The sequence below is a fragment of the Microcoleus sp. PH2017_08_TRC_O_A genome (assembly GCF_020738665.1).
Taxonomy (GTDB): domain Bacteria; phylum Cyanobacteriota; class Cyanobacteriia; order Cyanobacteriales; family Microcoleaceae; genus Microcoleus.
Map to the genome: position 1 here is coordinate 1 of NZ_JAEQCE010000026.1, position 19122 is coordinate 19122.

At 46.5% G+C, this 19122-nt stretch carries 16 protein-coding genes; 7 read left to right on the forward strand and 9 right to left on the reverse strand.

What is annotated here, in order from left to right; all coding sequences use genetic code 11:
• The 4 genes from JGK22_RS10955 to JGK22_RS10970 all read right to left on the reverse strand — a co-directional run.
• On the reverse strand, positions 1-2447 hold a 2447-nt coding region (locus JGK22_RS10955), incomplete at its 3' end, for an esterase-like activity of phytase family protein (protein ID WP_293312864.1).
• 65 nt (positions 2448-2512) lie between these two features.
• Positions 2513-3469 (reverse strand): Rpn family recombination-promoting nuclease/putative transposase, encoded by a 957-nt coding sequence (locus JGK22_RS10960; RefSeq protein ID WP_293312866.1) that lies wholly within the window; start codon positions 3467-3469, stop codon positions 2513-2515.
• Between the two features lie 46 nt (positions 3470-3515).
• The gene (locus JGK22_RS10965) at positions 3516-4208 is read right to left on the reverse strand and encodes a response regulator transcription factor (protein ID WP_293182760.1); all 693 of its coding nucleotides are present in this window, start codon (positions 4206-4208) and stop codon (positions 3516-3518) included.
• On the reverse strand, positions 4198-5304 hold the full coding sequence (locus tag JGK22_RS10970) for a HAMP domain-containing sensor histidine kinase (protein WP_293182762.1): 1107 nt from the start codon (positions 5302-5304) through the stop codon (positions 4198-4200). The genes JGK22_RS10965 and JGK22_RS10970 overlap by 11 nt, the downstream gene beginning before the upstream one ends.
• Before the next feature lie 355 nt (positions 5305-5659).
• Here JGK22_RS10970 and kdpA point away from each other — a divergent pair, with 355 nt between their 5' ends.
• The 6 genes from kdpA (at position 5660) to JGK22_RS11000 (ending at position 13620) form a co-directional block, all read left to right on the forward strand.
• Positions 5660-7420 (forward strand): potassium-transporting ATPase subunit KdpA, encoded by a 1761-nt coding sequence (kdpA, locus tag JGK22_RS10975; RefSeq protein WP_293312869.1) that lies wholly within the window; start codon positions 5660-5662, stop codon positions 7418-7420.
• Between the two features lie 74 nt (positions 7421-7494).
• Entirely contained in the window at positions 7495-9600 is a 2106-nt protein-coding gene (gene kdpB, locus JGK22_RS10980; RefSeq protein WP_293312871.1) for a potassium-transporting ATPase subunit KdpB, read from the forward strand.
• Between the two features lie 149 nt (positions 9601-9749).
• Positions 9750-10019: a K(+)-transporting ATPase subunit F gene (kdpF, locus tag JGK22_RS10985; protein WP_293182768.1), complete on the forward strand. Its 270-nt coding sequence runs from the start codon at positions 9750-9752 to the stop codon at positions 10017-10019.
• 162 nt (positions 10020-10181) lie between these two features.
• A complete protein-coding gene (kdpC, locus tag JGK22_RS10990; protein ID WP_293182770.1) occupies positions 10182-10808 on the forward strand; it encodes a K(+)-transporting ATPase subunit C in 627 nt (208 codons plus the stop codon).
• Between the two features lie 208 nt (positions 10809-11016).
• Positions 11017-12159 (forward strand): universal stress protein, encoded by a 1143-nt coding sequence (locus tag JGK22_RS10995; RefSeq protein WP_293182816.1) that lies wholly within the window; start codon positions 11017-11019, stop codon positions 12157-12159.
• 192 nt (positions 12160-12351) lie between these two features.
• Complete coding sequence (locus tag JGK22_RS11000) at positions 12352-13620, forward strand: sodium:proton antiporter (protein ID WP_363319199.1); 1269 nt, start codon at positions 12352-12354, stop codon at positions 13618-13620.
• A 126-nt stretch (positions 13621-13746) separates the two neighbouring features.
• On the opposite strand, the gene JGK22_RS11005 is transcribed toward JGK22_RS11000, so the two are convergent.
• The 5 genes from JGK22_RS11005 to JGK22_RS11025 form a co-directional block, all read right to left on the reverse strand.
• Positions 13747-14343, reverse strand: coding sequence for a ferric reductase-like transmembrane domain-containing protein (locus JGK22_RS11005; protein WP_293182772.1), 597 nt, complete (start codon positions 14341-14343; stop codon positions 13747-13749).
• 239 nt (positions 14344-14582) lie between these two features.
• Positions 14583-15437: an AraC family transcriptional regulator gene (locus JGK22_RS11010; RefSeq protein ID WP_293182774.1), complete on the reverse strand. Its 855-nt coding sequence runs from the start codon at positions 15435-15437 to the stop codon at positions 14583-14585.
• A gap of 221 nt (positions 15438-15658) precedes the next feature.
• A complete protein-coding gene (locus JGK22_RS11015; RefSeq protein WP_293182776.1) occupies positions 15659-16303 on the reverse strand; it encodes a class I SAM-dependent methyltransferase in 645 nt (214 codons plus the stop codon).
• A 129-nt stretch (positions 16304-16432) separates the two neighbouring features.
• Positions 16433-16945, reverse strand: coding sequence for a cupin domain-containing protein (locus JGK22_RS11020; RefSeq protein ID WP_293191898.1), 513 nt, complete (start codon positions 16943-16945; stop codon positions 16433-16435).
• A gap of 4 nt (positions 16946-16949) precedes the next feature.
• A complete protein-coding gene (locus JGK22_RS11025; RefSeq protein WP_293182780.1) occupies positions 16950-17429 on the reverse strand; it encodes a hypothetical protein in 480 nt (159 codons plus the stop codon).
• Between the two features lie 198 nt (positions 17430-17627).
• Between JGK22_RS11025 and JGK22_RS11030 the strand changes: the two genes are divergently transcribed.
• On the forward strand, positions 17628-19082 hold the full coding sequence (locus tag JGK22_RS11030) for a folate/biopterin family MFS transporter (protein ID WP_293182782.1): 1455 nt from the start codon (positions 17628-17630) through the stop codon (positions 19080-19082).
• Positions 19083-19122: the final 40 nt, after the last annotated feature.

The window sequence follows — 19122 nt, forward strand, 5'->3', positions numbered from 1 at the left end:
TCGAAAATGTCGGGGTCGAAGTCATTGAATAAAACGGATGGAAATCCGGTCAACACGCGATCGTGCTCGACTTTGTATGTGTCGGGATTGGCGATCGGCGGACTGTTGGTAATATTAATTACAAATGTCTGGTTTGCCGAAGTATCGATGCCGCCGTTAGCTATACCGCCGTTGTCTCTGAGGTTGAGAGTGATATTAGCCTTGCCAGTTCCACTTGTGGCGGGGGTAAAAGTCAGTTGTCCGAAAAAGCCGATCGCCGGTGGTACGCTAAACAAACCGGGATTGTCATTTCCCACGACTTGAAAGTTGACGGTTTGTGTTGACTCGTTGACCGGCCCTGGAGAAATGGCTATGGCCCATCCAGGAAAGGTTTGCAGGCCAGCACTGTGATTGACAGTGCGATCGGGCCCTTTGACAAACGACGGTGCATCGTTGACAGGATTAACAGTAATTGTTGCAGTCTCGCTGGCCGTACTGAAAGCTGCTAAACCCCCAATACTGCTAGCAGTTGAAATATCAGCCGTCCCCCCATTCGTGAGGGTAGTACCGCTAGAGTTAGTCGTCGTTCCATCCCACGATTGATAGGTGATATTAGCACTACCGTTGTAGTCATTATTGGGAAGAAAGCGGATACTGGCATTGCCTGCTAGCAGTCTCGCTGCTGCTGTTGACGGTGTACCGAATGCCGTCCAAGTCGCACCGCTATCAATAGAATATTGCCAACTGCCGTTAGTATTGTCTGTCGCCGTCACAGCAATTCCTTGAGTGTCGGCGGTGTCGGGATCTGTAACTATTCCTGCAATTAAAACAGAAACTAAGGTGCCAGTGTTGCTGGCAGAAGGTACATCTTCGTTAATTGCTGTTAGTACCGGCGAACCGCTGTTGTTGAGTACGGGTGCGTTGTTGGCTGCAAACGCTGCGAATCTGGTGGGAAGGGCAAAATTGTTGTCGCTGACAAGAATTAGCGTTCGTTTCCCAGTTGCTGTTTGAGGAGGCCCAAATGTCATCCCTTCAAAATTGTCAACCAGTGCCGGAGTGCCTGTACTGAGGAAATAAGCAGAAGTGGCGATCGGAGTTTTCGATACTGGTGTAATGCTAGCAACACCAGAAGCAATCAAACCGGTATTGTTTTGAATATCTGTCGCACCGTTTAAAGAAATTTGATAAAGCTTCAAATCCCCTGACGGCGGTGTTGTCGATAAGTCGAGAAAACGTTCGAGAACCAGCAGTGTATTATCATCAACGGCCAGCATTTCTGAAATGCCGTTGCGCGGATCGGTATTGTAAAGAAATTCTCCGTTTGTGGTGTTTGTACCTAAGTTATATCTGACAATTCGCGATCGCGCGCCAGCCGTTATATCTGAAGCAGGGCCGTCTTGTTCGAGAGCATTTTCTGTTGCTGTAAATAGAAAACTTTGACTGGGAGTAATCGTCAGACTTTCAAAACCTTGATTGTTGCGGATGCCGCTGTTAGGATCTGCTGATACGTCGTATTTGGGAGAAGCAATAGGCAGCGCGAAATTTTGAACTCCTGTTGCAATGGCGAAACTATTAATAAAAGGCTGGGTATTTGTCGAGAAATTGCCTTCAGAAGAGACGAAGACATTGCCGCCGATGAAGCCAATGCCCTCTGTATCCGATGTATCTGCGGCAAAGGGAGGCGGATTGCCAATCTGTGTCACCCCTGTAAAATTCACTTGTCCTGGTACTGGTGTCAAGCTACCGGAACTCACAGTAGGTATAGTGAGGGTGTAAAAGCGAGATGGGCCGGGACTGCCACCAGGAATATTGCGGCCGTCGGAGATAGCGTAGTAAGTGTTGCTTCCCGCGTAGGTAAGGCCCGACAGTCCACCTACCTGAGTTGTTGGTGTTCCAAAAGTTGTATTTGCCGGAAATCCTGCTTGTCCCAAAAGTTGTAAGCCGAACACAAATTGGTAAGCGGCCATTGTGGCTGACTCGATCGCCAACTCCGACTCCACCCACCCAGTTGTATAATCTAGTTCCCAGTCTCCGCCTAAAGCTGAATTGCCGATCGGCCCCCTGGAAGCAGCGATTTTTGCCTTTGTTAGCCGACTGATTTGCTGTACGAAACTAACGCCCGCATCATCCGCCGCCACATCGCACCCGTACAGCAAAATCTCTGCACTCTCTGCCAGCGATCGCGACCATTGCTGCAATTTTTCATCATAAAAGTTTAAATTTGTCAAGTTTAGATCGATCGCGCCTAACTGCAAACTCGCGGGGCTGCCGTGGGAAATGATATGAATACTGGTGATATTGCGGAGACTCGCTAGCGCTGCGGTGATTTGTGATACTCCATCCCGCGCCCGATCGAGGATAATTACTTTTGTCCCCGGTTTGATACCCTTGTGAAGAATTTGGATATCGGGTACGGCAGAGTCGAAAAAGGCGATCGAACTCATAACAGAATTGATAAAATTTGGCACAAAACACCTCTGGTTTGATGACCGTCGATAACTTAAATATATGCCAAATATACCAAACTCAGATATTAAATGTCATCCGTAAAATTTCGGGAATGTTGCTGCAACCAAGTCACCAAATCTGAAACACTTTCAAAATCAAACATCGCATCTCCTAAATCATCCAAATTCTCAAGATTCAACTCGCATATCTGCGTCTGAATGTCTGGAGAAATTTCACCAATTAGCCTCCTAATATTCCGGACTATTAATTCTGACTTGCCTCGTTCCATGCCTCGTTCCATGCCTCGTTCCATGCCTCGTTCTAGAGCTTGCTGAGCCGCTAGATCGATCGCCCCTTGTTGATCTTGAATCCAAAACTCTTGTTTTTGCAATTCATCTAAGTCTTTTTGACTCAGATTCGTGTCGTTAGCAATCTGAAAAGCTCTTTCAATTTCTGGCACCGCAACCATTGTATCGGGAACAGTTTCTAGGTTACTGGTATTTTTGACAAAATAAATCCACTTGTCCGTCAGCGTTGTCAACTCCGACAATTCCTTTTTGAATTTTGGCAGTTCGATAAACACCAACTCAATCTCGCTATCGGGACAATCGAATAGTCTTTGTGTTTCTTTGAAGGCAAATCTCGAAATTACTTCCAATTGATTGGGAAACATTTCAAAATCAGTGATATTCAAAGCAATTACTGGCCTGAGTCTGTAATAGCTATCGCTTAGATTTAATTGCATTCCATAAGTTTTAGCAGCATTATATAAAACTCGCTTACGATATTTTGCCACGTTCAAAACTTGGATTGTGACAATCACAGTTTTGCCATCATTAATTTTAGCTTTGACATCTAAATAAGTGTCTTTACTTCCAAAAATCTCAGCAGATAAATAAGGAGGGATGATTTCTAAATCTTCGATCGCAGATTCGCCTGCATAAAGCATAGCGTTCAAAAAACTCATCAAAATTTCTCGGCTTTTGTTAGAACAGAATATCTTCGTGAAGGCCAAATATAGTTTGGGATTGATAAAACCCATAGTTTTTAGCGATCGAGGTTTTGTCTATCATTATAAACTACCAGACTTAAGATTGACTGCCTAACAGTTCCTCTGCTACCAATCCTTTCTGAATAGCGAGCACTGCTGCTTGAGTGCGATCGCGCACTTCTAACTTTTGCAAAATCGCGTGGACGTGCACCCGCACAGTCCCCGGAGCGATGTACAATATTTGTGCAATCTCCTGATTGCTTTTCCCGCCCGCAACTAAGGCTAATATTTCCTGTTCCCTCGGAGTCAGCGGATTGTCTAAAACTTCCCATTTACTCGCGCTTTTGACAGGTTCGGGATTACTAAAAACCGCCCGAATTTCCGCAGTTGCGGCCTTGTCCCACCAAGAAGCGCCCGCCGCTACCGATCGAATTGCCAAAACCAAAGTTTCTGCCGCAATTCCCTTGAGACAATATCCTTGGGCTCCCGCAGCCATCAACCTTTCAATTAACGTTTTTTGGGCGTGAGATGTTAAAATTAAAACCGGAATTTCTGGATGTCTCTGTTTGATTTGGCGGCACGCTTCAATGCCACCAATTCCCGGCAAACCGACATCAAGAACCACCACATCCGGCAAGTGTTCCTGAGTCAATTCTACCGCCGTTTCTCCATCTTCCGCCTCGGCAATTATTTGCAAGGAACTTTCTTGCTGCAATCTGGTTTGCAGTCCCAACCGAAACAGTTCGTCGTCTTCAACTAAGAGAATTCGCAAGGGAGAATTAGGTTTCATTGGCAGAGATAGCTGGTAGTCGGAATCCAAACAAGGCACCTAAAGGCAATTTGTTTTCTGCCCAAATTATACCGCCGTGGGCGTCAATAATTTGGCGAGATAAGTATAACCCCAATCCCGATCCTTTGGCTTGCCGATCGCCATTTCCTTGATAAAAACGCTCAAACAACTGGGGCAGCTCATCGCTAGTAATTCCCAACCCGCTATCGATAACTTTCACCACCTGATCGGTTGCGTAAGATTCCATGACTATTTCTACTTTACCACCTCGGGGAGAATGGTTGATCGCGTTTGTTAGCAAATTAACAAAAACGCGCTGGAGTTGCACTTCATCGCCGTTTACCCACAAAGAACGGCGAAAGTCAGACTCTCCGTAACTTATACTAATATAAACTCGGCGCGCTGCCGATAAATGGATGAGTGTGGCAATTACTTCTTCTGCTAAAGCTGCTAAATTTACGGGCGCAAGTTGCAGTTTTAAACCTTCGGCATCGTTGCGGTAAACATCCAGCAGCGTTTCTACTAATTGTAGTGACATTTTTTGCGATCGCGCCATTGTTTCGAGAACTTTTTGCTGGCTGGTAGTCACTTCCCCAAAGTTTGCTCCCTGAAAAGCTTTGATTGTTTCAATTGCGCCCAGCATCGGCGTTTTCAAGTCGTGACTCAAAGTAGAGACAAAATCCTCTCGGATGCTGGCTAGCTGCTGCTGAGATTGCAACTGCGCTTTGGCGATCGCGATCGCTTCTTGATACTGCTGGGTGCGATCGCTCAAATATCCCGTGACTCCCAAGGCCATAACTGCGATCGCCCTATTTGCAACAGTCGCTAGGGCGATCGTTTCTCCATAGGGAACAAACAAGTTCAACAGCGTCAATGCTGCTGCTAACAGCGTAATTTGCAACTTTCCCAACCGACTCAACCGCGAATTTGCCAGTAAAATCGGCCCTGTATACAAATACCCAAACAGATATTCTGACGGCGTGGTAAATTCCAGTGCTATAACGATCGCGAATAAAATTGCGATCGACCACCTTCCGCGCAAATACTTTTCTTGAAACACCAAAATTTTGGGAATTTTCAATAAGCTGTCAAACATCTCTAATTAATCCATTTTAAGCTTGTAAAATATCAACCAATACAGTTAACTTAAAAACAATCTGATTTATGGAAAATGCCTGCATCGCCTATAAAATCGCGATCGTAAATTCGTCAAAAAGCGTTAAGTAAACCGTATTAAAATATCAACTACATTTTGGCGCAAAAAACAGCGTTTAGACAGCATTTATACCTGGAAGTATAGATTTAATACATTGGCTAAACATTCGCCTATCAGTAAAAGTATAGGTAAAAAAAGCATAATTTATAAACAGTAACTTATACCTTAAGACAGATTATCAACAACCCCAAACCTCAGTAAAGTAATCACTAAACGAGGAATTTTTAACACACTTATGTTACAAGGCTTAATTCAAATTGCATTAACCCTAATCATTTTAATCGCGATCGCGCCCGTGTTCGGCAACTACATGGCACGGGTGTACATGGGAGAACGAACCATTCTCGACCCCGCAATTAAACCACTAGAACAACTCATCTATAAAGCCAGCAATATTCGGTCTGTAGATTCCATGACAGGCTGGCAGTATGCCCGATCGCTATTATACAGCAATGCAGCAATGGGCATATTTGTATTCTTGATTTTCATGCTTCAGGGACTGCTGCCTTTAAATCCCACCAGCCTCAGCGCACCAACCTGGGATACCGCGCTGCATACAACTATTTCATTCCTCACAAATACCGACCAACAACATTACTCAGGCGAGACAACATTCAGTTATTTATCCCAGTTAACCCTGGGTTTTTTAATGTTCACCTCAGCAGCCACGGGTTTAGCAGTAGGAATTGCCTTTATTCGGGGACTGACAGGTCGCCCCCTCGGCAACTTTTATATCGATTTAATTCAATCTATCACCCGGATTCTGCTGCCACTTTCTTTGATAATTGGCTTGTGCTTACTAATTTCTGGAGTGCCGGAAACCCTAGCCGGCCCAGCAGTTGCGCGTACCTTAGAAGGCGGCACGCAAGTAATTGCTCGCGGCCCAGTAGCTCACTTTGAAAGCATCAAACAACTGGGAGAAAACGGCGGCGGATTCTTTGCCATTAACTCGGCTCACCCTTTTGAAAATCCCAACCCTTTTACTAACCTGCTGGAAACACTAGCAATGGTTTCTATACCAGCAGCACTAATTCACACCTACGGCAGATTTGCTAACAATAAAAAGCAGGGATGGCTGATTTTTGGGATGGTGTTTGCCATCTATGTAATTTTGATCGGCATTGCAGCAGTTGGCGAATATCAAGGCAATCCCCAAATTAATAGTTTGCTCGGTTCCGTGCAACCAAACTTAGAAGGGAAAGAAGTTAGATTCGGTTGGGCAGAAACTGTACTTTGGGCTGTCACTACGACTGGGACAATGTGCGGGGCTGTCAACGGAATGCACGATTCTTTAATGCCGCCAGGGGGTTTTGCTACTTTATTTAACTTGTTTCTCCAAATTGTTTGGGGCGGACAGGGAACGGGAACGGCTTACTTATTTATTTACTCCATTTTGAGCGTATTTCTCACCGGATTGATGGTGGGGAGAACGCCGGAATTTTTGGGACGAAAAATTGAAAAGCGGGAAATTGTTTTAGCTAGCGTTGTTTTGTTGATTCACCCGATCGCAGTTTTAATCCCCGGCGCCATTACCCTCGCCCTTACCGACAGCTTGAGCGGCATCAGCAACCCAGGATTTCACGGCATTTCGCAGGTGATGTACGAATACGCTTCAGCGGCGGCTAACAACGGTTCTGGTTTTGAAGGATTGGCCGACTCTCAACCGGCAACTACCGGACTTTGGTGGAATTTAAGCACTTGTTTTAGCTTGCTGATGGGGCGCTACGTTCCAATTATTGCCTTGCTGCTGTTAGCTGATAGCATGACGAACAAACAACTGGTTCCAGAAACAACGGGAACTCTCAGAACCGATTCAATTTTGTTCACCAGCGTCACCGCAGGAGTAATCATCATTTTGGGCGCGCTGACATTTTTCCCAGTCCTAGCTTTAGGGCCGATCGCAGAAGGATATGAAATCAGCAGCGGCAAGTTTGAAGCCGCACCCGTAACTGCACCCACAACACCTTTAGCAACACCAACTGCTCAACCTCAATAGCTAAAAACATCAACCTCACTATTCTCTTTCTCTGCGTTCTCTGCGTCCTCTGCGGTTCATTAAAATTCCAAATTATGGCTACTTCCAATACCCCCGATTCCCCAAAAAATCCCCGTTCCAGAGGCTCTCGCGAGTCTCGCAAACATACGCCAAAAGCAAATACTAAAGGCCTTTATCAAAGAGCTTTCAAAGAAGCTTTTATCAAACTAGATCCTCGGGTGATGCTGAAAAACCCGGTGATGTTTGTGGTATGGGTAGGCACAATTGTGACTGCATTATTAACGATCGACCCCACGCTGTTCGGCCCGGTTCCCGGCAAAAATCAGGTAGTTTTCAACGGTTTAGTCACGTTTATTTTGTTCTTCACCTTAGTATTTGCTAATTTTGCAGAAGCGGTAGCCGAAGGGCGCGGGAAAGCGCAAGCGGATGCACTGCGATCGACAAAAGCAGATACCACAGCCCGCAAACTCTTACCAGACGGTTCAATTCAAGAAGTTAGTTCGACATCCCTGAGACGCGGCGACCAAATTAAAGTGATCGCAGGCGATGTCATTCCTTCCGACGGCGAAGTGATCGCAGGTGTCGCATCCGTAGACGAATCTGCGATCACCGGGGAATCCGCGCCAGTGCTTAAGGAACCGGGTTCGGACATCGCCAGTTCCGTCACCGGCGGTACGCGCATCCTTTCTGACGAACTGACGCTGCGGGTGATGGCCGACCCCGGTAAGGGGTTTTTGGACAGGATGATCGCGCTGGTGGAGGGCGCTGAACGCTCGAAAACGCCGAACGAGATCGCGCTGACGGTACTGCTGGCGGTGCTGACTCTGGTGTTTTTGATTGTGGTATCAACGATTCCGCCGATCGGCAATTATGTAAAAACTCCTGTGGGCGTGGTAACGCTGATTTCGCTGCTGGTGGCGCTGATCCCGACAACGATCGGCGGTTTGTTAAGTGCGATCGGCATTGCGGGGATGGATCGCGTCGCTCAATTTAACGTGATAGCGACCTCTGGACGCGCCGTGGAGGCTTGCGGCGACGTGAACACGCTGATTTTGGACAAAACGGGAACGATTACGCTGGGCAACCGTTTAGCCGAGGAGTTCATCCCCGTAAATGGTCATTCGCTGCAAGAAGTGGCGCAGGTAGCGCTGACTGCGAGCGTTTTTGACGATACTCCCGAGGGAAAGTCGATCGTCCGTTTGGCTCAGAATTTGGGCGCACAGGTGGAGTTCGATCGCACCAACTCCCAAGGATCTGAAGGCATTGATTTTTCCGCAAAAACGCGGATGTCTGGTACGGACTTACCCGACGGTACGGAAGTTCGCAAGGGTGCGGTGGATGCGGTTAAAGGTTTTGTGCGATCGCGCGGCGGCAATTTCGGCCCGGATCTCGATGAAGCTTACGAGCGAGTTTCGCGATTTGGAGGCACACCCTTAGGCGTTTGTCAAGGTAGCGACACCTACGGAATTATCTATTTGAAAGATGTGATTAAACCCGGAATTCGCGATCGGTTTGACCAACTGCGAAAAATGGGAATTCGCACCATCATGCTCACCGGAGATAACCGAATTACAGCATCAGTAATTGCCGACGAAGCCGGAGTAGACGACTTCATCGCCGAAGCAACTCCCGAAGACAAAATCGAAGTAATTCGCAAGCAACAAGCCGAAGGTAAATTAGTAGCAATGACGGGAGACGGAACCAACGACGCACCCGCCCTAGCCCAAGCAAACGTAGGTTTGGCGATGAATTCCGGAACCCAAGCGGCGAAGGAAGCTGCAAACATGGTGGACTTAGATTCTGACCCCACAAAACTGATTGACTTAGTGACAATTGGCAAACAATTGCTAATTACTCGCGGCGCGCTGACTACGTTTTCGCTAGCCAACGACATCGCCAAATACTTCGCAATTATTCCCGCAATGTTTGCTCCCGTCGGCGCTTTAAACATCATGGGTTTAGCCAGCGGTCAATCGGCGGTTTTGTCAGCATTAGTTTACAATGCTTTGATTATTCCCGCTTTGATTCCCCTGGCACTAACTGGTGTCAAATTTAGACCACTAAGTGCCAATCAACTGTTGCAGCGGAACATTTTAATCTACGGATTGGGCGGAGCAGTTGCGCCGTTTATCGCCATCAAAATTATCGATGTTTTCATTGCTGCGATCGGGTTAGCATAAAAAACTTCGACTACCGATTCGCAGGGCGGATGTAACGGATGACTCTTCCCGGCTCTGCCTGGGAACGCATATCCAGAGGCTATGCCTCGATTTTCCCACAAAAAATCTAAGAGAAAGACAGATATTTAGTTCCCAACAAAGGAGAATTCATGAAACGGAATGATTTGCTGAATGATGTTTTACCCAGAGACTTTCAAGAAACAATTGAGTTAGCGAAAATGCTGCGATCGCGCCACCCAATCCCGGTGCAGCTATTTCTGGTAATGTGCTTTAACTTGATAATTGCACCCGCGGTTTATGCGGCTGCGGATGAAGGTTTGACCAAAAAAGCGGCGTGGGGTTTAAGTCTTTTGGGTTTAGTAATTATTGGGCTAGCAGTTTATTTGTTTGTCGTGATTTTTCAGCCAGAAAGATTTTAGGCATTTCCATTGTCAACCTTAGAAACCGGGTTTTTTACCGAATCTGGCGGCTAAACCAAATATTTTCGCAAAAATCCGGTTTCGGGCATCCAGTTTTTCATGACATCCGTTACACAATCCGTTACACAATCCGTTGCCGAACTTCCTTCATTGAGGTCATGTATGAGAGAATTAATCAGAGCTATTCGCGTTACTTTAGTTTTGTGGGGAATCACAGCGATTATTTATCCCTTAATCCTGCTCGCAATCGGTCAACTTGCTTTCAATTCCCAAGCAAACGGCAGTTTAATTACCAACCAAGGAGTTGTAGTCGGCTCATCGTTAATCGGTCAGTCTTTCGGCTCGGATAAATATTTTTGGGGTCGCCCCAGTACCACAAATTACAGCAGCTTTGCGGCAATAGATTACGACCCCACAAAGGCAGAAAATTTAAGTCAGAGAACGGGCGTTTCGGGAGCGAGCAATCTTGCTCCTAGCAACTCGGATCTGGTGAAGCGAGGTAATGAAAAAGATGGTTTTCAGGGGGTAGAAGTTGAGTTGGCTCGCCTCAATTTAGTTGGTATCAAACCGACTGCGGATTTAGTTTACACTTCCGGTTCTAGCCTCGACCCGCACATTAGCGTAGAATCAGCTCGATCGCAAATTGAACGGGTAGCAAAAGTGCGATCGGTCAATCTCAATCAAGTCGAAATGTTAGTAGCCAAAAATACAGATAGCAGATTTCTCGGTATTTTCGGCGAACCGGGAGTTAACGTCCTCAAACTAAATGTGGCTCTCGACGGTTTATAATACTCTGTGGTCAGTAGTCAGCAGTCAGTAGTGAATAGTCATTAGTCATTAGTCATTAGTCAGGTAGGGGCGGTGCCCCATGCCCGCCCTCTTAGTAGTCATTGGTAATCGGTAATTGACTGTCAACCGTCAACCGTCAACTGTCAACTATCAACTGCCAACTGCCAACTGCCAACTGTCAACTGTCAACTGTCAACTGCCAACTGCGATGATTCACTCTAGCGAACTCAGTAACAATTCCGACGCAATTTACGCCCAACCAAATCGCGGTTACGATCGCCCTCACCGCCGGGGAAAGCACAAAATCTTTATCGGAATGGCCCCCGGTGTCGGCAAAACTTTCCGAATGCTGGAAGAAGGGCACAGACTCAAATCTGAAGGCATTGATGTCGCCGTTGGACTGTTAGAAACTCACGGGCGGAAAGAGACAGCAGCTAAAGGCGAAGGACTAGAAATAGTCCCGCGAAAAGAAATGCTGCACGGCGAAAAAGCACTTACCGAAATGGATACTGAAGCCCTAATAGTACGCCGCCCTCAACTAGCATTAGTAGACGAACTGGCTCATACAAACGTTCCCGGTTCTCTGCGAGAAAAACGATATCAAGATGTCGAAGAAATTCTGAAAGCAGGGATAGATGTTTTCTCTACCCTCAACATTCAACACATAGAAAGTCTCAACGATTTAGTAGCGAGAATTACGGGAGTTGTAGTGCGAGAGCGAGTACCCGATCGCATTCTCGAAGAAGCTGACGAAATAGTCGTTATTGATGTCACGCCCGAAACCTTAGAAGAACGGTTGCGAGAAGGCAAAATCTACGCTCCTGAAAAAATAGAACAATCTTTAAAAAACTTTTTCCAGCGCCGTCATTTAATCGCATTGCGAGAACTGGCGCTGCGGGAGGTAGCAGATAGTGTTGAAGACGATGCAGCAACTTTAAAAGGTCAATCTTGCAACATTCACGAACGAGTTTTAGTATGCGTATCGACTTTTCCTAATTCCTTGCAACTGCTGCGGCGGGGTGCAAGGCTGGCGAACTACATGAATGCCCCATTTTATGCTTTGTTTGTGGATGCTCCCGATCGCTTCTTAACAAAATCCGAAAGCTTGCACGTTGAAACTTGCCAGAAGCTTTGCCAAGAATTTAACGGCCAATTTCTGCGGGTGGAAAGTCCGAATATCGCACAAGCAATTTCTGAGGTAGCTAAACAGTATCGGATTACTCAAATTGTGATCGGCGAAAGCCAGCAATCACGCTGGAAATTGCTGTTTCGGGGTTCTTTGACTCAACAGTTAGTGCGATCGCTCAAACACGTAGATTTGCACATCATCTCTACGGAAAAAAGTCGGTAGTTATTGGGCATGGGGCATGGGGCATAGGGCATAGGGCATAGGGCATTAGTTATTTGTCTTAGGTTTGGTGTTTGTTGTTGTTTCTAATAACTAATAACTCATAACTAATAACTCATAAATATAACTTTCGGAGGATAGCAGACTCTAGCTGGTGGCGGATGTGCCAGAAGCTTTTATCTGTCAAGATTGCACTTGTTAAAGCTGATTAAAAGTGCGATCGCTATGGTAGATCATTACATTCTAAATTTGCTAGTGATTGGCATCCTCCTGCTCACCGTCACCTTGGGCTCCGGATGGATTTCGCGATTGCCGGTATCTTATGCCTTAATTTATCTAATTGTCGGTATCGGATTGGGGCCCTACGGCGTCAAGCTGGTTGAATTGCGCCCCGATGCTCAATTTTTAGAAAGACTCACAGAATTTGTAGTTATTGTGTCTCTGTTTAGTTGCGGCTTAAAAATGAATCGCCCGCTACAACTTTGGGCCTGGAATTCCACCGCGCGGCTGCTCGGTTTTTTAATGCCGATTTCGATTTTTGCTGTTGCTGCGATCGCTCATTGGTTTGTGAAATTAGATTGGGGCCCTGCCATTTTACTAGGAGCAATTCTGGCACCCACAGATCCAGTTTTAGCCTCAGAAGTTCAGATAGCTGATATAGAAGATCGCGATGAATTGCGTTTTGGCTTAACATCGGAAGGCGGTTTGAACGATGCTTTAGCTTTTCCCTTTGTTTATTTCGGCATTTATGCGCTAAAAGATAACAACTGGCCGAACTGGTTTTCGCAGTGGGTGGCAGTTGACTTGCTTTGGGCGGGTTCCGCAGGTATCGTGATGGGCATTTTAGTAGCCAAAGCCGTCACTTGGATCGATCGCCGATTGCAACGCTACAGGCCCGCCGACGAACTAATGGAAGATTTCATCGCTCTCAGCACAATTCTGCTCACATATTCCCTCACCGAAGTAGTCAACGGCTACGGATTCCTCGCAGTTTTTGTAGCAGGAATTGTAGTGCAGCGCAGTTACCGCGACCCCGAAAAACCGCTTTCCCAACTGCACTTTACTGAGCGCATAGAAAAGTTAATGGAAGTAGGAACAATTTTAATATTGGGTTCCATGTTGCGCCTAGAAGCTCTCGTTGCACATGGAAGCTACGCCCTTTTAATAGCTGGATTGTTAATCTTTTTGATTCGGCCTGTGGGAGCTTGGATCAGTACGATCGGCGGTCGCTTGCATCCCGCCAGTCGCTTGCTGTGCGGTTGGTTCGGCATTCGGGGCGTCGGTTCAATTTATTATCTTACCTATGCTTTCGGTCACGGTTTGAAAGGCGAAACTGCCGAGAAAATTGCCTGGATTACTTTTACTACGATCGTAATTTCTGTGATTGTGCACGGCATTAGCGCCACCCCGTTAATGAACTGGTACGAGCGGCGAATTAAACCTAAAGTACCGGATTTAATTTAATTCACAGGACTAACACACCAAGCAGATGAAACTGGTTCTTAGTGAGGACTTCAGTCCTCAGAAATCAGGACTAAAGTCCTCACTACGAACCAGTTTTATTAAAGGATACAGGAGATGATCGAAGTCCTAACCAACTAATTTTCTCTGTATTCTCGGAGCAACTAAGCGGAGCATCATTGCTGCAACTAGCAACACTGTCAAAGGTAAATATACGATCGCCGATTTAACAATCTTGATACCGAATTCAAAGGTAAAAGCCAGCCAGAAATAGTGCATTCCAGCATTGTGTAGAATCTTCCAGGCCCGTTGACCTATCCATGCTGCCGATCGCTCAAAAGATGTTACAGTCATTGCAAACAGGAACACGTAGCCCAAGATCCCCAGAGGGTCAAACCCGGGCGACGCGCCAGAAGTGGCCCACCACAAGCCAGTCCAGGCGATCGCGTGATACGTATGCGACACAGCCATCGATAGCCCCAAATAGCGGCGATTTTTTAACAGCCACTGTGTAAATATATTGGGCCACAGCCTGCGAAGTGACGAAGCCACAAAAGCACATAGAAATAAGATACACGAAGTACGAGCAGTTGCTCGAATCGCCAACCGCATCGCTGTCTCATCAACACCGTAAATCAGCCAAATCACAGCAAGCATAATCCCAATTGTCAGCGCCGAAAAACCAACAATGCTCCATCCTTCCACAGCAAATTTACTACCTTTCATCCGTGATGAATCCTTACAATAAATTCTCATATCCTGTCCGATCGAACACCATGAAAAAATTGGTTCGTAGTGAGGACTTTAGTCCGCATCAAAGAGAGGGCTAAAGTCCTCACTACGAACCAAACCTTATGATTGCCAGTAATTAACAGGACACGAACTCAGTACATACTAAATTTAGCGATCGCCCGTGGCCGCTGTCTTGCCAAATCTTCCCAAAAATGTCCTAATCTTCCCAACCTTCAAAGCGCATCTCTATAAGCCTTTGGAGTAGTTTTAACCTGTTGGCGAAACACTCTGGTAAAATGACTTTGACTTTGAAATCCGACTTGGTGGCAGATTTCTACAAGTGTCAACTCCCGCAGCCGAAGCAACTGCTTTGCTCTCTCAATGCGGCATTTCATCACATACTGATGGGGTGTAAATCCTGTAGATTGCTTGAACAAACTTGCAAAATAATGCGGACTAATCTGCACAGCACTGCTCAGATTTTCCAAACTCAAATTACCATCCAAATTTTGCTCAATATAATTGAATACTTGCCTTAGTTGATACTTGCACAACCCGCCCGTATAGTTTTTAATTTCAGGAGTAAAAGAACAATAACGCCTCAGCAAATGCACAGCAAGCGCTGTTGCCATTGACTCTGCATACAGGCGACTGTCTGCGCCTCCGGCTGCTAATTCTTGCTTCAAAGCCAGCGCCATATGCTGAATTAACGGATCGCGTAGATGCAACTGCGGCACCAACTCAATTTTATCTGCATCCACAGAGTCAAAAGCAGCGCGCGCCAGCATTTCAGGGGCGAGAAACAGCTCAATTAATGGAACTTCGCGATCGACAAATGTTCTCGGAATAGTTTGAGTAGCAGGAATAATCGCAATATCGCCGCTGGCGTAATCTACCTCTTGCAAACTTCCATTCAACATAAAACTCGCCCGAAAATCATTTTCAGCGATGAGAATAAAGTGGTGTTCTAAATCAGTTTCCGGCATTTCGTCAGCAGGTTCTAGCTCATAAATCAGATTCAAACCATTCCATCCCAATTCAAAGCTAGAAAGGAGGTGCAAATGCGGTGCAGGTTCATTATCAGACACAGCGAGTCTCGACTTCGAGCGACAAAAACGGTTTGTAGTGAGGACTTTAGTCCGCAGATTTAGAGGACTAAAGTCCGAACAGTCGGGTGCATCTGGTTTTTGAAGAGGGCGAAGCATGACCGCATATAAGTTATTAGTTATAATCTCATATTGATTGCGGTCATGCTTCGCCCCTACACGCATATTTGCTTGCAGATGCACGCCTTACTATCGAACTAATATTATTGCGATGCGATTGGTTTCACCCCAATTAATAAAGCGAGTTCCCGCCACTTCCAATAACAGTCTGCATTGTCAAAACCAATTTCTCTAAACCAGCGCAGTTGTGTTTCCACATCCAGCAATTTATTAGAAGGATCTTCACCCTCTTTGCTGATACCCAGTGCCTCTCGAAACTTCTCATGCAAAGCCTCTGTTGGGGACGCTACGTGCTCCAAATTGCAAAAAATGCCTCCGGGTTCCAAAAGCTCGAAAATCTCGGCGTAAAGCGAACGTTTGCGATCGTCCTCTACGTGATGGATGGCAAAACTAGAAACGATCGCATCAAACTTGCCCAAATCCGGCAGAGGTGCGTCAAAATTGTGCTCGATTACCGTGACAGTATTGTCATCAGCAAAGCGAATGCGGGCTTTTTCCAGCATAGTTGGCGAAAAGTCGATCGCCACAGATGCAACATTCGGGCGATCGCACTTCAGCAAACCCAACAACCGCCCATCACCCGTACCCACATCCAGAATCCGCTTGACATCTTTCGGCACTTCCTCCAACAAAACCGCCTCACCCTCAGTGCGGTGAGGAATACCATCAGCCTTAGCAAGATACCACAAAGCGTGTTCCGCAGAACTCCAAAGATTAACTTGACTCATAAACAGTTGACAGTTGACAGTTGACAGTTGACAGTTGACAGATGAGTGCGAGGTTTTTAAGACGGGGATTTAAACCTCTCCATAAAAACAATCCGCCCGCACCTGAAGGGGGCTAATAACCCTTGATATTTAGTAAATCTCGCCGTTTTTATGCGTAAAAATCCAACCATTATCGCCCGCTTTCGCGATTAAGTCATCATCGGGATAACTTGCTGAATCATCAGGAGTGCGATCGCCAATTTCCAGATAAACAACATCAGCATTCGAGCGATTCACCAAATGATGCCCGTCAGCATCTCCAGCCGGAAAACCTGCCGCCATACCCGATTTTAGCAATTGCTCACCCAAATTTGTAATCAGAGTAACTTCCCCTTCCAGAACATAGACTAACTCATCTTGACGAGAGTGCCAATGTCGAAGAGCAGAGCAACTTCCCGGCGCCAACCTCACCAAATTTACCCCAAAATTCTGCAAACCCGCAGCATCACCCAAGCGTTTTTTAACTCTTCCCGCAACAGCAGATTTAAATTGCTGAGGATAATTTGAGCCTGTACTTTCTGGGACATTATTAGGATGAATAATCATACAAAACTCCTTCTCTTCTTTCTCTTCCTTCGCGTTTTTCGCGCCTTCGCGGTTCATTTCTCTATTCCAAAGGTTTCAAAGTAGTAGGATTTTCACGAATCGGTTTAACAAAACGGCTGTTCGCCCGCACAAAACAATTACCCTTATCCGTGGAAATCGGCAACCAAGGCTTACCCTGAGAGTCAGCAATCATAATTTGATTAGCATTATTTCCAGTCACCGCTTGCAAGCGCTGTCCCCGCCGAAAAGTGGTCACCACAGGCCACTGCGAAACATTATGTTTATTTTTTTCAAATAACTCATCTGGTGCATCAAGAGCATCTACAGAAACAGATCTAAATCGCTGAGCCATCCGGCAATTTAACCCTTGAGAATCCGAGTCAACAACCACCCAATTCACCTGCCTGTTGCCCCGCTGTCTCGCCAGCAGCCCCGTATAATCTCCTTGCTGATTAGCAACAGGTAAAGCCAAGGCTAAATGAGCCCCCGCTCCTAAAATCCAAGTTACTGCCAGAGAGAAAATTCTGATTTCTGCTTTCATTGATACAAAAAATCCTTAAATTCAGATTAATTACAATCGTAGCAAGCTCTCCTGGCGATCGTCCAAGTGCTAATTGCTGAAACCCTTGCTTCCCTTGGACTTCTGTCAACCGTCAACTGACAACCGTCACAACCGTCAACTGTCAATTCATTAAGAATGTGTTATAAATATTGAGATTCATTAAGAAATATTGCTCAAATGCTCCTTTCCCCCTCTGGCGCCAGCAAACTCAAAGAATCCTTAAAAGAAAAAGTATTCTTCGGGAATGAGCCAACCCCGGAACTCATAGCCATCTTACTGATTTATTTCGTCCAAGGCATCCTCGGACTAGCCCGCTTAGCCGTCAGCTTCTTCCTCAAAGACGAACTCGGCATGACTCCCGCCGAAGTCTCAGCCATGCTGGGCGTCGTCGCCATACCTTGGATTATCAAACCCTTGTTCGGCTTCATGTCCGACGGGTTGCCCATATTCGGCTACCGCAGACGGCCTTATATCGTCCTCTCGGGGCTGTTGGGAACGGCAGCATGGGTGGGGATGGCCACAGTCGTACACACGCCCTTAGCGGCCACAGGGGCGATCGCCCTAAGTTCCGTTTCACTAGCCGTCAGCGACGTAATCGCCGACTCCCTAGTAGTAGAAAGAGCGAGAAAGGAAACAGTTAGCGACGCCGGTTCCCTGCAATCCTTGTCTTGGGGCGCATCAGCCATTGGCGGACTAATTACCGCTTACCTCAGCGGTTCCCTGCTGCAACACTTCAGCACCCACACCATCTTTTTAATCACTGCATCTTTCCCGCTAATCGTATCAACAACAGCCTGGTTAATTACCGAAGAAAAAGTCAACAAAAGAACCGACTTTGAAACAGTAAAAGACCAACTCAAACAACTGCGGCAAGCTGTTGCCGAAAAAACAATTTGGTTGCCCACCGCCTTTCTATTTCTGTGGCAATCCACACCAAGCTCGGACTCCGCCTTCTTCTTTTTTAGCACCAACGAATTAGGCTTTCAGCCAGAATTTCTCGGACGAGTGCGCCTCGTCACCAGCATAGCCGCCCTCGTTGGCATTTGGCTGTTTCAGCGCTACCTCAAAGCAATTCCATTTCGAGTCATTTTCGGCTGGTCAACAGTCATTGCAAGTGCCTTGGGCATGACTACATTATTATTAGTAACTCATGCCAACCGAGCATTAGGAATTGACGACCAATGGTTCAGCATCGGAGACAGCCTGATCCTGACAGTAATCGGACAAATTGCCTATATGCCCGTGCTGGTACTATCAGCGCGGTTGTGTCCTCCAGGCGTCGAAGCAACCTTATTTGCAGTGCTGATGTCTGTCACCAATTTAGCAGGAATTATTTCCTACGAAGGCGGTGCAATTTTGACACACTGGCTCGGAATTACCGATCGCAATTTCGACAACCTCTGGCTGCTAGTAGTCATCGCCAACCTCTCCACACTGCTACCCCTCCCCTTCTTAAACTGGCTCCCGGCAGAAAGCACAGAAAGCGGCGATCCAAACTACCAACAATCTCTCCCAGTATTAGAACCCGAACTGGGCTGTGCAAAACCGGGCGGACAGCATTTCATGCCCGAATACTTTCCCGACTTAGTACCGACATCAATTCCCGAAACCCGCACCGTAGAAAGCAAATGAAGGAAGAAAGAAGAAGGAAGAAGGAAGAAGGAAGAAGGAA